13 protein-coding genes are annotated in these 13504 nt (G+C 56.6%); 7 read left to right on the top strand and 6 right to left on the bottom strand.

The window, feature by feature from the left end; translation table 11 throughout:
- The first annotated feature begins 31 nt into the window (after positions 1–31).
- The 6 genes from K0I31_RS19790 to mog all read left to right on the top strand — a co-directional run bounded on the left by K0I31_RS19790 (position 32) and on the right by mog (position 7803).
- Complete coding sequence (locus K0I31_RS19790) at positions 32–403, top strand: hypothetical protein (protein ID WP_220079491.1); 372 nt, start codon at positions 32–34, stop codon at positions 401–403.
- Positions 404–1198: 795 nt separating this feature from the next.
- Complete coding sequence (locus K0I31_RS19785; RefSeq protein ID WP_220079490.1) at positions 1199–1855, top strand: porin family protein; 657 nt, start codon at positions 1199–1201, stop codon at positions 1853–1855.
- A 229-nt stretch (positions 1856–2084) separates the two neighbouring features.
- Positions 2085–2987: a diguanylate cyclase gene (locus tag K0I31_RS19780; protein ID WP_011867584.1), complete on the top strand. Its 903-nt coding sequence runs from the start codon at positions 2085–2087 to the stop codon at positions 2985–2987.
- A 13-nt stretch (positions 2988–3000) separates the two neighbouring features.
- Entirely contained in the window at positions 3001–3963 is a 963-nt protein-coding gene (locus tag K0I31_RS19775; RefSeq protein WP_220079489.1) for an ABC transporter substrate-binding protein, read from the top strand.
- Between the two features lie 3 nt (positions 3964–3966).
- A complete protein-coding gene (locus K0I31_RS19770; RefSeq protein WP_220079488.1) occupies positions 3967–7095 on the top strand; it encodes a hybrid sensor histidine kinase/response regulator in 3129 nt (1042 codons plus the stop codon).
- Between the two features lie 174 nt (positions 7096–7269).
- Positions 7270–7803: a molybdopterin adenylyltransferase gene (mog, locus tag K0I31_RS19765; protein WP_011867581.1), complete on the top strand. Its 534-nt coding sequence runs from the start codon at positions 7270–7272 to the stop codon at positions 7801–7803.
- A gap of 71 nt (positions 7804–7874) precedes the next feature.
- Here the strand turns inward: mog and K0I31_RS19760 are convergent, their stop codons facing one another.
- Positions 7875–8054, bottom strand: a complete 180-nt coding sequence (locus K0I31_RS19760; RefSeq protein WP_011867580.1) for a hypothetical protein — start codon at positions 8052–8054, stop codon at positions 7875–7877.
- 126 nt (positions 8055–8180) lie between these two features.
- Between K0I31_RS19760 and K0I31_RS19755 the strand changes: the two genes are divergently transcribed.
- Complete coding sequence (locus K0I31_RS19755) at positions 8181–9188, top strand: GlxA family transcriptional regulator (protein ID WP_220079487.1); 1008 nt, start codon at positions 8181–8183, stop codon at positions 9186–9188.
- Positions 9189–9292: 104 nt separating this feature from the next.
- On the opposite strand, the gene K0I31_RS19750 is transcribed toward K0I31_RS19755, so the two are convergent.
- From K0I31_RS19750 to K0I31_RS19730, 5 genes are all read right to left on the bottom strand, one after another.
- Complete coding sequence (locus tag K0I31_RS19750) at positions 9293–9544, bottom strand: hypothetical protein (protein WP_220079486.1); 252 nt, start codon at positions 9542–9544, stop codon at positions 9293–9295.
- A gap of 201 nt (positions 9545–9745) precedes the next feature.
- The gene (locus K0I31_RS19745; protein WP_220079485.1) at positions 9746–9994 is read right to left on the bottom strand and encodes a hypothetical protein; all 249 of its coding nucleotides are present in this window, start codon (positions 9992–9994) and stop codon (positions 9746–9748) included.
- A gap of 56 nt (positions 9995–10050) precedes the next feature.
- Positions 10051–11184: an ABC transporter permease gene (locus K0I31_RS19740; protein WP_220080912.1), complete on the bottom strand. Its 1134-nt coding sequence runs from the start codon at positions 11182–11184 to the stop codon at positions 10051–10053.
- Positions 11184–11918, bottom strand: a complete 735-nt coding sequence (locus tag K0I31_RS19735; protein ID WP_220079484.1) for an ABC transporter ATP-binding protein — start codon at positions 11916–11918, stop codon at positions 11184–11186. Before K0I31_RS19735 ends, K0I31_RS19740 begins: the two co-directional genes overlap by 1 nt.
- The gene (locus K0I31_RS19730; RefSeq protein ID WP_220079483.1) at positions 11911–13464 is read right to left on the bottom strand and encodes an alpha/beta hydrolase; all 1554 of its coding nucleotides are present in this window, start codon (positions 13462–13464) and stop codon (positions 11911–11913) included. Before K0I31_RS19730 ends, K0I31_RS19735 begins: the two co-directional genes overlap by 8 nt.
- Positions 13465–13504 lie beyond the last annotated feature (40 nt).

The following is a 13504-nucleotide window of genomic DNA, read 5'->3' as shown; positions in this document are numbered from 1 at the left end:
TCATTTTTGATTAGCACAAGAGGTAATTCCTATGGCCAATTTAAATAAAGTGTGTGAACCCGTCGGCGGCGTAGAGCAATTCCTATTGCCCGAGTTGCCGCTACTCAAGCAGCGTCGCTCTAAGCTGGTGGGCGTGCTGGGCAGCCTGATGGTCGCGCTTATGCTGTCGATTATTGCCAGCCAACCCGTGCGCGCCGAGTGGGAATGTGCCGCCGGCGACTATGACTGCATCGAGCTCAATCACGATGTTATCGAGCGTGCGCTGGACGAGCGCCTGGCTAAGTTCGAGGCGCAGAAGAAGGCCGAGCAGACGGAGCAGAAGCAGCGTCAACTTCAGGCCGACAGACTCTGTCTTGCCGATGATGATCCTTACCATTCTCGCGTCGACGAGTGTGAAAGATAACCCCTGGCGGCAGGGTGAGCGTCTCGCATTTTGAGGTGCTTAACCCGCTGCATCTATTTCCTCAGCCTCCCTGTGTTTCTGCGTACTCGTCGCGCCGCTATCTCCATTCTTCAGGTTTCTTACTTGCTCTCAGACTAACTAAGCCTCAGATTAATTTAGTCTCAGATCAACTTAGGCTCAGATTAACCTTCTTTGCCGACCATCTTTGCTAATCACTCCCCTTAGCCGTTTTGCCTCGGTTTATATCTGCCTTGGTTTATATCTGCCGAAAGTTTTTTTAGGAGTATGGGTTGCCTGTCGTTAGGGCTTTGCTCATTTCTCTCATTAAGCTGATTAATTTAACGCCCCAAGCGCTTCATTTTCTGCCATAAAAGTTCGGCCGAGCGTCAGATGACGAGCAGTTGGCCTGCCATTAAGTCGCTGTTTAATAGAAATATGGGGGGAGATGGCGGGGATTTTTGAGGCGCAGAAGGATAAGTTTTAGCTGAAATGGCGTGAGTTTCCTGAACCTAAGCTGACAGATCCCTCCTTAAGAAAGTGTTGTTCGTCCGTTTTTGAACTCTGCTTAAAATTGCATCGTAGATTTTCAGTTTGGCATAACACCTTGAAATTATTTGGTTAGTTTCCGTTGGCGCTTGTGTGGCGTCATGTAAGACTGTCTTTCATGTATTTGAATATCGAATAGTTTCTAATTCAATATTTGCAAAAGTCGCAAGGAAAATGGCCCCCATCTGACGAGCCAAGGTTTGATGCTCGTGAGAGACATTCATCAAAATATAGATATGGGGAATATACATGAAAAAGTCAGCTATTGTTGTTGCTACATTACTTGCGTTATCTGCCGGTGCGGCTAACGCCGACGTGCTAAATGGCTTTACCGGTAAGGTAGAGGCTGAGCACACCACTCAAGACAAGTCGACTAACCTGGAAGCCAGAATTGGCTATGATTTCAACTTCGGCGCCGTGTCTGTGATCCCGTTTGCGTCAGTTGAGACCCAATATGAAGACAAGCGTTTCAACGACGGTTCATTCGGCGGTGGTCTGCGTGTACAGACTAATTTCGATAACTTCTATGCCTATGCCGAAGGCCGTGCGATGCGCAAAGACCGCATCAAGGTCTATGGTGCAACGCCTATGGATATCACAGGCAATGGTGCCGAGGTGATTGTAGATTCAACCGTTAAAGAGTACCGCGCCGAGGTGGGTACTGGTTACCAGTTCGATAGCGGCTTATTCGCCGGTGTCGAGGCGTCATACACACGTGATCGTTTCGAAGGTGTTAACTCAAATACCCGCAACGTATTCGCCGTTGCCGGCTATGAGTTCATCGACAACCTGGCTGCCTATGTCAAGGTGGGCCGTGAAGATTCAGGCGAGCTGGCCGTGCCTTATGCCAATGACGCGACTAAGTGGGAAACCAAGTCGGTTATCGGCTTAACCTACCGTTTCTAAGCATTCATGATTTAAAAAAAGGGCCTCTTGGCCCTTTTTCATTTTACGCCTTTGCTCTTACCATCTTGGCCTCTATCGCCTTGGAGCAAACCCGCTTGCCATCTGCTCTGACATCTGTGATGTTAATGATGGGATTTACGGATGAAAAAATCCTTTCTGCTACACTTAAAAATATCTCTATCCATTTGAAACATTGCGGCTAATTGCTCATGGCTGATTAGGGGATTGCATGGAAGAACAATCTGTAGTGCTGGTGGTTGATGATGTGAAGACCAATGTGCTGATCATGAGGCAGTGTCTGAAGGAGATGTTTCAGGTTTGGACCGCCGATAGCGGCGAGGAGTGCCTCAGGGTCGCCAAGCAGAAACCCGACATCATCTTGCTGGATGTGCTGATGCCCGGCATGGATGGCTATCAGGTGTGTCGTCAGCTGAAGGCCGATCCCGAGACCGCCGAGATCCCCATCATCTTCGTGACCGCCAAAGACTCGGACGATGACGAGCAGAAGGGGCTGGAGATAGGCGCGGTGGACTATATCACCAAGCCGATCCGCCCGGCGATTGTGCGCGCCCGGGTCAGTACCCATATCCAACTCAAGCAGCATAGCGACAAGCTTAAATTCATGGCGCTGCACGACCAGCTCACCGGCCTCTACAACCGTCACTTCCTCGCCGAGCGCGCAGCCCAGAGTCTCTCCGCCATGGTGCGGCACCAGCAGGAGCTCTCCATCGTGATGCTGGATTTGGATCACTTCAAGAAGATCAACGACTTCAATGGCCACCATATCGGCGATCTCGTGCTGCAGGCGGTGGCCAAGCTGTTGCAGGACTGCTTTCGCAAGGAAGATGTGGTGGCGCGAATGGGAGGCGAGGAGTTTGTCATCCTGATGGAGTGCGGCCTGGATATCGCCAGAGAGAAGACAGAGGATGTGCGTCAGCAACTGGCACGCCTCAACCCCATGGGCCTGGAGGTGACCGGCAGCTTCGGCGTGGTGACTGCCAATCCCCAGAACGCCGAGCTCTCTCACCTCTTGGTGTTGGCCGACGAGGCCGTGTACAAGGCTAAGGCCGATGGGCGCAACTGTGTGGTCTGTTATCAGGATGGCGCCTATCTGACGGTAGAACATGATTAAGGAAGAATAACAAATGATTAAGGGAATCATTTCTGGGCTAATGCTGTCACTACTCGCCCTATTTCTGCTCGGCTGCGGGCCGAAGAAGGTCGAAGAACCTATTACCATCGCCATGAACCCCTGGCCCGGCTACGAACTCCTCTATCTGGCCAAGCAGAAGGGGTTCTTTCAGCAGGTGGGCGCCAATATCGAGCTGGTGCAGGTGTCAACCCTCTCCGATGCCCAGCGAGCCTACTTAACCGGCTATGTGGATGGCTTTGCCAGTACCATGATAGAGGCGATTCAGGTGGCGCCTCTGGGGGGCAAGCCGATTAAGATCGTCTTGTTGGCGGACTACTCAGACGGTGGCGACGTGATTATCGCGCCCGACGCGTTCGAGAATATGCAGGCGCTCAGGGGCGAGACCATAGGCTGCGAGGTCAGCTCTCTGGGGATCTTCGTGCTGGAGCGGGCCCTCAGGCAGCACAAGATGAACATAGACGATGTGAAGGTGATCAATGTGGAGCAGGGGGCGGCGGCGAGCGCCCTGGCCATAGGTAAGATTGCCGCCATGGTGACCTATCCGCCCTATTCGGTGGAGATTCAGTCCAGCGGCGCTTATCGTCAGCTGTTCTCCACCAAGGAGATCCCCGAGGAGGTGTTAGATACCCTGTCTATCTCCTCCAGCGTCCTGGCCGAGCATCCACAACTGGTGGAGCAGATCCGCCAGGCCTGGCAGCTGGCGATGGACTATATGCAGCAGGATCCCGAGGAGGCGATGGCCATCATGGCCAAGCGTGAGGGGCTACAGGTTGCCGACTTCAAGGGCGCGCTGGCGGATCTCAAGCTGCTGAGTGGCGAGGATCAACGCAAGCTGTTTGCCCAGAACGACAAGCTGATTCAGCTGGGCTATAGCGTCTGTGAGACCCTGGTCAAGATAGAGGCGATCGAGTCCGATTGCCGTCATGTCGACAACCTCTTCTATCGGGCGCCTTAGCCTATGTGGCGTCACTATCGGGACAAGATTGCCCAGGGCATAGTCTATAAGCTGAATCTGGCCACCTTAGTGTGCGCCCTGATCATCTCTGGCTTTATCGCCCTCTATTACTATGAAGAGATGACCGAGCGCACTCAGTATCAGGTCGATTATGAGATAGCCCAAGTGTCTGTGTCGCTGCGACTCGCCCTAGAGGCCAGCACAGACTTCAGCAACATGCGCAGGGTGGTCAACGGCCTGGCGGCTCAGGGGAGCATCAAGCGTCTGGTGCTGTTCGATCCCCGCGAGCAACAGATAGTGGCCGATAACCTAGGGCAGTATCTCGGCAGTCCGCTGTCGGCCAGCCTGGCCCCCGAACTGGCGGAGATGGTCAGGCTGGTCAGCGATAAACAGAGTTCCAAGGAGGTCTGGCGCCAGGGCAGCATAGTGCATCAGGTGCAGCAGGTGTATCTGATCTCCCCCGAGTTGCAGCGCCTTCGGGCCTATGTGCTCTATGTCAGGTACGATGCCAAGGAGATCGAGGCCTATAGTCTCGAGGAGCTGATCCACTATGTGAGCTTCCTGCTGCTGGGCTTTGCCATACTGCTTACGGTCAATCTCTATGTGCAGCACAGGGTGCTGCTGGATCCCATTCGCCGTATCCGGCGTCAGATAGAGGCCTTCGGCGGTCAGAAGACCATACGCCTGGACAGCGACGATGAGTTCGGCGTGTTGGTTAACAGCTACAACGAGGCGGTCAGCGCCCGTAATCAGAAGCAGCTCGAGCTGCAAAAATCGCGGCGCTATATCGACAACATCACCAATGTGATCCCGATTCAGCTGGCCTATGTGGACGCCCAGAGCCGCTATCGTTTCATCAACCAACACTATCTGCAGTGGCTCGGCAAGACCGAAGAGGAGGTGCTGGAACAGACGGTAGAGGCGGTCCAGCCCGCGGATGTCTACCAGCTGATAAAGCCCTATCAGCAAGGTGTGCTGGCGGGCAACAAGCAGGTGTTTGAGGTGGAGACCATAGATGTGGATCAGGCCCCCAGATTCTTCCATATCACCTATGTGCCTGACGTGGGTGACGATGGTCAGGTGGAGGGCTACTTCATCTGTGTCGAAGACCTGACCCGGATGAAACTCAACGAGCGCAAGATAGAAACCTACGCCCAGGAGATGGAGTTTAGTAACTGGGCGCTGTCGGAGGCGCGGGAGAAGGCCGAGGTCGCCGCCAAGACCAAGGAGGATTTTCTCGCCTGTATGAGCCATGAGATCCGCACCCCGATGAACGGTGTCATAGGCATTCTGGGGCTGCTGGGGGAGACCCAGCTGTCGCCGATGCAGAAGCGCTATGTGGACGTGGCCTCGGCCAGCGCCGATTCTCTGCTGTCGCTGCTCAACGATATTCTGGATTTCTCCAAGATAGAGTCGGGCAAGTTCGAGATAGAGGCGATCGAGTTTGACCTGGTGGAGCTGTTGGATCTCTTCGTCCAGTCCGTGTCCCTCAAGCTGGAGGAGCGCCACCTGCCGCTGTTTGTGGATATCACCCAGTTGCAGTATCGCTACGTGGTCGGCGACCCCAGTCGTTTGCGTCAGATCCTGGTGAATCTGGTGGGCAATGCCATCAAGTTCACCGAGGAGGGCTGGATCGCCCTGCGGCTCTCGAACCGCCTGAGCGAGTCGGGCGAGGTGCTGCTCTCCTGCGAGGTGGAAGATACCGGCATAGGCATAGCCAAAGAGAAGCTGGCCATGTTGTTTAACCCCTTCATTCAGGTCGATAGCTCCACCACCCGCATGTTCGGCGGCACCGGGCTGGGGCTCTCCATCGCCAAACGCCTGTGCGAGCTGATGCAGGGGGAGATCAAGGTCAGGAGCCAGCAGGAGGTGGGCAGCATCTTCAGCTTTACTCTGACTCAGCAGCTGGCCGAGAGCGACAAGATGATAGATTGGCGCGCTGGTCTATCGCCCGAGCGGGTGACCCTCATGGGGCAGCTGGGCGCGTTTGAGCGCATGCTGGGCGAGCTGCTTACGAGCTGGGGCGCCAGGGTGAGCTACCTGGAAGAGGAGGAAGTTATCCCCGAGGCGGATGTGATCATCTACAGCTTCGCCCCTCGGCGGGAGGCCTTTGTCGAGGAGTTAAATGCCTGGCGTGAACTGGTGGAGCAGCAGGCAGATCGCCCAAATACCAGAGTCCTGCCGCTGCTCTCCTATTGGCAGCAGACAGAGTTCGAGAAACAGGATGCCAGGGTGCCGCACCTGGGCAGACCCCTGAATATCCGCCAGCTGATCCGCGCCCTGTCTGATCGGGCCGATGAGGAGATGATCGAGCCTATCATAGAGCCGATAGTGGAACCCAGCATGCCGGACAAGCCCAAGGTGTTGCTAGTGGAAGATAACAAGGTCAACCAGATGGTGGCCCTCGGCATGCTTCACCAGCTGGGAGTGCAGGCCGATGTGGCCAGCAATGGCCGCGAGGCGCTGGCGCTACTGTCGGCGTTGCAGGGGAACCCCTATCAGCTGATCCTGATGGATTGCCTGATGCCCGAGATGGATGGATTTCAGGCGACGGCGGCGATTCGCGAGGGGCAGGGGGGCAGCCAGTTCTGCGCCCTGCCCATCATCGCCCTGACGGCCAATGCCATGAAGGGCGACAGGGATCACTGCATGCGCGCGGGGATGGACGACTACCTGACCAAGCCGCTGGTGCTTAGCGTCCTGAAGGAGTGTCTCTATCGCTGGTTCTCCCTGAGTCAGCAAAATTATGAGGCGGCCTTGGGCCATGACCCGGATGTTGAAGCATTGCCCACGCCGGTCGAAGCCGAGAGTCAGCTGTTCGATCGCGACAGCGCCCTGGCGCTTATGTCTGGAGATGAGGCGCTACTGGATGAGGTGTTGCAGGTGTTTGTCGAGGAGATGCAGGATCACAGACAGGCCTTTATCGAGGGGATAGCGGCCGCCGATTGCACTGCTATTCGCTCCAGCGTCCACGCCATCAAGGGCGCCGCCAGTAATCTCAGCATGACGGCGCTGGTGGAGCTTGCTCGCCAGCTGGAAGCAGATGCCCGCCGCGGCGATCTGCAGGCGGTGCTCGCCGGTCGCGAGGTCTTTCTCGATCTGCTCGAGGATACCCTGGCCTGCTGTCACTGATCCGCGTCGCGGTTTTCCGGTTTGGCTCACCTTAGGTCGCTAATATTCGACCTGCATCCCACTTTTATCTCTTTTGGGCCACTTTAGCGATCGGCAAAATATGTTATTTTAGGGCGCAACCTGGCGGGGCGCTTGGCGCCGCGCACGACCCAAACATCTAAAGGATAAAGTGGAATGGCAAAAGCAAAGATAGGCATAGTCACAGTCAGTGATCGCGCCAGCGCCGGCGTGTATGAAGATATTTCCGGTAAGGCGATCATCGAGGTCTTGGGCGAATACCTCACCTCAGAGTGGGAACCTGTCTACGAAGTCATTCCCGATGAGCAGCCCATTATCGAGCAGACCCTGATTAAGATGGCCGATCAGCAAGATTGTTGCCTCATCGTCACCACGGGTGGCACAGGGCCGGCCAAGCGTGACGTGACCCCAGAGGCGACCGAGGCGGTGTGCGATCGCATGATGCCGGGCTTCGGTGAGTTGATGCGCGCCGAGTCGCTCAAGTTTGTGCCTACCGCCATTCTGTCCCGTCAAACCGCCGGCCTGCGTGGCGACAGCCTGATCGTCAACCTGCCCGGCAAGCCTAAGTCGATCCGCGAGTGTCTGGATGCCGTGTTCCCGGCGATCCCTTACTGCATCGATCTGATGGAAGGGCCCTATCTGGAGTGCGACGAGGCGGTGATCAAGCCCTTCAGACCTAAGGCGAAATAAGCTGTTTCGCCCAGTCGACTCAAGGAAAGGCCCGGCTTATGCCGGGCTTTTTTATGCCCATGGCCTTAATATCAGACGCCCTTGCGGATGATCTGGTGGGCGCTGTAGGCGCTGAACAGCAGCAGGCTAGGGATGGCGATGAAATGGGCGAAGAGATTGGGCTGGGTGGTAAAGTGCAGCCACAGCAGCAAGGTCCAGCTCACGCCCAAATAACTCAGGCTCAACATCAGGTGTAGTGTCCGTGTGTTCATCTGCTTACTCCTTCACTTTCTCGTTAATTCTGCAATGGGGTCAGTATAAAAACTCGACAAACGGCTAAAAAGTGTCATTATTGACAAAATAAGGGTGACAAGTGACATGTTGGTAAGGGGGCAGAGATGAAGACAATCATGATACTGGCGGCGGGCAATGTGGTGGCCGGTGGCATAGTAGGGCTGATCGATGTGTTCAGCTTTACCAATGCCCTCTATCGCAGGCTGCATCCTGAGGCGACCCAAGATCTGTTTCACTGCCATATCGTCTCAGGCGACGGCAAGGCGATCACCACCAATCAGGGCTTTCAACTCGCGGCCATGGGGCTAAGCGATGCGGCGCAGCTAGAGGCGGCCGATGCCGTGGTGCTGGCCTCCGCCTTCGTGACTAACAAGGCGGAGTTTAAGGCATATTCACAGGACTTTGCGCCCCTGCTTGGGCCTTTAAAAGCTTATGCCGAGACGGGCAAGCCCATCGCCGCCTACTGCTCGGGTACCTTAATGCTGGCCGCCTCTGGGCTGCTGGACAACAGGCGGGCCACCACTGTCTGGTGGCTGTCGCAGATGTTTGAGCGTAACTTCGCCCGGGTCAATCTCTGTATGGACTCTTTGGTGGTGTCTGATGGTCAGTTTCACACCGCCGGGGCGACCACCTCTAACCTGAGTCTGGCCCTGCATCTGGTGGGCTTGCTGGCGGGTGAGGCGCTGGCGCAGCAGATGGCCAAGATTCTGCTCATAGATCCTAACCGCATCTCCCAGCAGCCCTTCATGACCATGGCGATCACCCCTGAGCTGCATCAAGATGAGGTGGTGAGCAAGATTCAGCAGTGGATGCAGTCCAATCTAGATCAAAACTGGTTGCTCGATGAGATAGCGCAGAAGTTTGCCCTGGGTAAGCGCACCCTGATCCGCCGCTTTAAGAAGGCCCTCAACGAGACGCCCGCCAGCTACATGCAGCGTCTGCGGGTCGACGAGGCCAAGCGGCTGCTGGAGACCACTGAGTTGGCGCTGGAGCAGATTGTCGAGCGGGTCGGCTATGAAGATGTCAGCTCCTTTCGCAAGCTGTTCATTCAGTTGACCAGCCTGTCGCCAAGAGCCTACCGGCAAAAATTTAATACCCATAGCTGCTGTTGAGGTTAGTCGCTTTCAGGCGTTTGTATATGGCTGTTTATTAAGGCTGTTAGCAGGAAGCAGGAAGCAGGAAGCAGGAGGCGGGCGCTTAGGGCGCCCGTCTTAAGTTAGTGGGTGTCTCTGAGGTGTTTGTCCAAGTAGGCCTTTAACTGGGCGTCACTCTCTTTTCTCTTCTTGCGTTCATGCTCGTCCATGGCGTTCATCACCTGACGCTGGCATTCCAGGCGGTTATTCTCCCGCTGCAGCGGATTGGTGGCGTGGTCGGTCTGGGCGTCGCACAGTGCGCTGGCACAACCCGAAAGGCTAGCCAGGGCAAACAGGCCAACGAAAGTGTGTTTGATGGCGGATATAATGGTCATATCGTCTCGAATATAAGATTTTTACAGCGATTTGTCTTAGTCCGCCATTATAAAACCATTTGCCGCCTGCGGCACAAGTGAAAAACCCTAAAGAACTTGTGGTATTGCTGGGCGCCTTACCTAGTCCTGGGTCTAAATCAGGGCCTAATCTTGGGACTAAGCAAAGCCCAACGCCCCTTTCAGCTAAGCCAAGACCCTAACCTAAGCACCGCGATTGAGCTCGGCAAACTCCTGTTTCAGCTGATAGTCGCTATCGGTGACGATACGCTCCAGCACGCTGACGCGCTCGGCCAGTCGCTGGTTTTCCTGTCTCAGGCGGCTCATCTCATCCGTGTGGCCCCTTGTAGGGCGGCGTCTCTCTTGCCTGAAGCGGTATTTATAGAGTTCGCTGAGGCTGGTGGCGACCACCAAGACCAACATGACGATCATAACCACTTGTTGCTTATCCATAGCATGCTCCTTGTAGGGCCACCCGATGGCGGCCCTTGTCGATGACAAAGTCGGGGTTAGAGTCCGAAGACGATTTTCTCGCTCCTGAGTGAGCGCTCCATGCCCAGGGCCAGTGCCAGGGCGATGACGAAGGTGATGGCACTGGAGAGCGCCAGCTGCATCATGGGGATCTCCTTGCCCTTGATGAAGGCGATCAGCGCCTGCATCTGTCCCGAGATAGGCAGCCACTGCAGGGTATCTGGCGCTATGTTGTAGCTCGCCGCCATCGACAGCATCATGGGCACGATCAGCACTATGGTGAGGTAGGACTGCGCCTCCTTGAACGACTTGGCCATGAAGGAGACGAACAGCTGCAGCGCCGCCGCCATCAGGGCGATGGGCAGGCCGATCGCCAGCATCAAGAGAATGAAGTCGACATTGATGTTGACCGAGAAGCCCAGCTCCTGCCAAGGCACGAAGCCATAGGCGACCTTAGAGATCACCAGGGTGAGGATCAGCCCCAGCATGGCGAAGATGGTCACCGCCGCCACCTTGGCCAGTACGATATCCCGGGTCGACACCGGATGGCTGAGCAGCAGGGCCAGCGAGTTGCGTTCGCGCTCGCCGGCGCTGGTGTCTATGGCCAGGTTCATGCCGGAGATAAACACCGCATAGACCATCATGAAGATGGCGACGCCTAAGATCATGCCGCCCTTGGAGTCTGAGGTGGCCTGATCTTCCACCTTGACCTTTATCGGCTGCATCACCTTAGGGTCGATGCCGCGGGCGATCAGTCGCAGGCTGCCCATCTCGGCGCTGTATTGCTGCAATGCCTTCTCCAAGCGACGGATAGAAGACTGTAGCTTCTCGTTGGAGTTGTCGGCGATCAGCACTATCTCGGCGGCCTGACTCTTGGCCATGTTGGCGGCGTAGTCTGGGCTGATGACAAGCTCTATCTCCTTGCGATCGGCTTCATCACCCTGGCTTATCTCGTTGCTGGCGAGGTATTTCACCAGATCCGGCGCGCGCTCGCCGTGGGTGATGGTGATGTTAAGCGCCTCTGGGCTGGTGATCTGGCCGATGAGGATCATAAACATGCCGCACATCATCAGCGGCGCGCCGATGGCGTAGTAGAGGCCTGCCATCACGGAGCGCTTGTCTCTGGCGGCATCGGTCAGCTCTTTTCTGACCATGGTAATGATTGAACTGATCATGCTGCGATTCCCTCGTCGGTACCGATTAGCTGAATGAAGGCGTCTTCCAGTGAGGCCTGGCCTGTCTGTTGGCAGAGTTCCTGTGGGCTACCGACGGCGACCACGCGTCCCTCGGCCATGACGATGACGCGATCGCACAGGGCGGCGACCTCCTGCATCACATGGCTGGAGAAGAGTACGCAGTGTCCCGCCTGTTTGAGATCCCTGAGCAGGTCGCGCAGCACCCGGGTGCTCATCACGTCCAGGCCGCGGGTGGGCTCGTCGAGTATGATATTGGTGGGCTCATGCACTATCGCCTGGGCCAGCGCCGTCTTCATTCTCTGCCCTTGGGAGAATCCCTTGCAGCGGCGATCGGCAATATCGTCCATGTGCAGCTTGCTCAGCACCTTGGCCGAGGCGACCTTGGCCTGCTCGCGGGAGAGACCGTTAAGCTCGGCGAAGTAGCGTATATATTCTCTCGGCGTCAGGCGCTCATACAGGCCGAAAGGGTCTGGGAACAGGCCCAGCTGCTGCTTGGCGGCCACCGGCTGTTTGGTGACATCTATGCCGTCGATCTCTGCGATGCCCTGGTCTGGCTTGAGCAGGCCGAAGACGGTGCGCAGACAGGTGGTCTTGCCTGCGCCGTTAGGGCCCAGCAGGCCGGTGATCTGGCCGTCCAGCGCCTCGAAACTGAGGTCGTTCAGCGCCTGCACCTCGCCGATCCGTTTAGATAAATTCGATACCTTAATCATGGCGTGCTCCTTGCTGCTGGTCGCCACCGAGAGTGGAATGGCTGAGTGTGTCCTGTGGGATGGCCTCAACCGTGTTGGCGTTGAGGTAGAAGTTACGACTGATATCTTTGCTCAGGCACTCCTGAGACAGGCCGTCGACGCTGCCGCTGCTGATAAGCTCCGCGATCAGTGTGTTGGCGCAAGACTGATAGGCCACCCCATGGGTCGCATAGGGGGCGACGAAATGCTTGGCATTGGTCAGCTTGGCCATGGCCAGCTCGCCCCAGCTAGGTGGCGTGGCCGGGTCTATCTGTCCCGATAGCACGAGTGTCGGCAGGGCGCTGGCTATGGGGGCGGAGAAATCTTCATCTACCGCCGGAATATGCCAGATAGGGCAGCTCAGATCGAAGGCCTCAAGCATCTCACGGCCGAAGTAATTCTGACCTATCTGCTGACGCTCGGCCTCGCTGAAGCGGTGCCAGTCTTCGCCGCAGACCACGGCAGAGTGCATGCCGGCGGCTATACCAGTGCTGTTCATCGTGAGGGCGTACAGCCCCATGATGGACTGAAAATTCCCCTCAGCCGCCTGATGGATGGCGTGGGGCAGCAGCGCCCTGACATTGGGCATATACAGCGCCATACGGATGGCACCCATAAACTTGGCGCGGGTCATGGTGAGCTGGGTCGGCGCATTGGTGAGGGGATCGCGGGTCTGACTGATCTGCGGCCCTTGGCTGAGCTGCGCCTCGACCTGTTCGAGTTCAGCTTTGAGATTAGGGAACTCTTGATGACATAGGGCGTTGCCCTGGCATTCTTTAAGCAGCAGGTCGATGGCGCGGGTGATGGCATCGCCGATATTGAGCACACTCTGCTGCATGGGCACCACGCCGTCCAGGGTCACGGTAGCCAGGGCCTCCGGGTAGTGACGCATATAGAGCTGGGCCATGCGGGTACCGTAGGAGATGCCATACAGGTGCAGCTTCTGGTACCCCAGGGCTTGCCTGACCGCCTCAAAATCTTTGAGGGCGGTTTCGCTGCCATACTGGCTGACGTCGGCATCTATCTTGGCGAGGCAGGCCTTGGTCTCGGCGGCGATATCCAGCTCATCGTCGTTGAAGGCCAGGCCGCCTTCGAAGCCGGCGCCTTCACAGACGAGTTGGTTAGAGAGGCCTGTGCCGCGCTGGTCGATCAGCAGTATGTCCCGCTGTTGGCGTACCTTGGTAAAGATCTTGTCGAAGCTGGCGGCGTTATCTATGGCCGATTGGCCTGGGCCGCCGGCGATGGCTAATAGCGCTTCTTTCTCGAAACTGGGCTTGATGGCGGGCAGAACCAGATAGTGGATCTGTATCTGTTTGCCCTGGGGCTTAGCGTAGTTTTCCGGTACCGTGATGGCGCCGCAGCGCAGACGATCAGACAGGTCGTCTACATAGCAAGACTCAGATTTGCTGTCTTGCTGATCTGCTGGTTGAGTGTCTGCCCAGGTGGGCTGAGATAACAGCAGTAGCGCCAAGCAGGCGGGCAGGAGTAGCGCGGCCAGCCGCTGCTGCCGGGTGAATCTATTGGCCATCAATTTAACCTTTCCTTGAAGCATGATACCGATTCCTTAG

The sequence above is a fragment of the Shewanella spartinae genome (assembly GCF_019457555.1).
Lineage (GTDB): Bacteria > Pseudomonadota > Gammaproteobacteria > Enterobacterales > Shewanellaceae > Shewanella > Shewanella loihica.
Note: the sequence above shows the minus strand (reverse complement) of the source record. Positions and strands in the feature narration are given on the sequence as shown.

What these genes read in the sequence shown, in the direction of transcription:
- K0I31_RS19735 (WP_220079484.1), bottom strand. Translation starts at nt 11,918, where the DNA reads ATGATTAAGGTATCGAATTTATCTAAACGGATCGGCGAGGTGCAGGCG.
- mog (WP_011867581.1), top strand. Translation starts at nt 7,270, where the DNA reads ATGGCAAAAGCAAAGATAGGCATAGTCACAGTCAGTGATCGCGCCAGC.
- K0I31_RS19780 (WP_011867584.1), top strand. Translation starts at nt 2,085, where the DNA reads ATGGAAGAACAATCTGTAGTGCTGGTGGTTGATGATGTGAAGACCAAT.
- K0I31_RS19755 (WP_220079487.1), top strand. Translation starts at nt 8,181, where the DNA reads ATGAAGACAATCATGATACTGGCGGCGGGCAATGTGGTGGCCGGTGGC.
- K0I31_RS19775 (WP_220079489.1), top strand. Translation starts at nt 3,001, where the DNA reads ATGATTAAGGGAATCATTTCTGGGCTAATGCTGTCACTACTCGCCCTA.
- K0I31_RS19760 (WP_011867580.1), bottom strand. Translation starts at nt 8,054, where the DNA reads ATGAACACACGGACACTACACCTGATGTTGAGCCTGAGTTATTTGGGC.
- K0I31_RS19785 (WP_220079490.1), top strand. Translation starts at nt 1,199, where the DNA reads ATGAAAAAGTCAGCTATTGTTGTTGCTACATTACTTGCGTTATCTGCC.
- K0I31_RS19750 (WP_220079486.1), bottom strand. Translation starts at nt 9,544, where the DNA reads ATGACCATTATATCCGCCATCAAACACACTTTCGTTGGCCTGTTTGCC.
- K0I31_RS19745 (WP_220079485.1), bottom strand. Translation starts at nt 9,994, where the DNA reads ATGGATAAGCAACAAGTGGTTATGATCGTCATGTTGGTCTTGGTGGTC.
- K0I31_RS19770 (WP_220079488.1), top strand. Translation starts at nt 3,967, where the DNA reads ATGTGGCGTCACTATCGGGACAAGATTGCCCAGGGCATAGTCTATAAG.
- K0I31_RS19730 (WP_220079483.1), bottom strand. Translation starts at nt 13,464, where the DNA reads ATGGCCAATAGATTCACCCGGCAGCAGCGGCTGGCCGCGCTACTCCTG.
- K0I31_RS19790 (WP_220079491.1), top strand. Translation starts at nt 32, where the DNA reads ATGGCCAATTTAAATAAAGTGTGTGAACCCGTCGGCGGCGTAGAGCAA.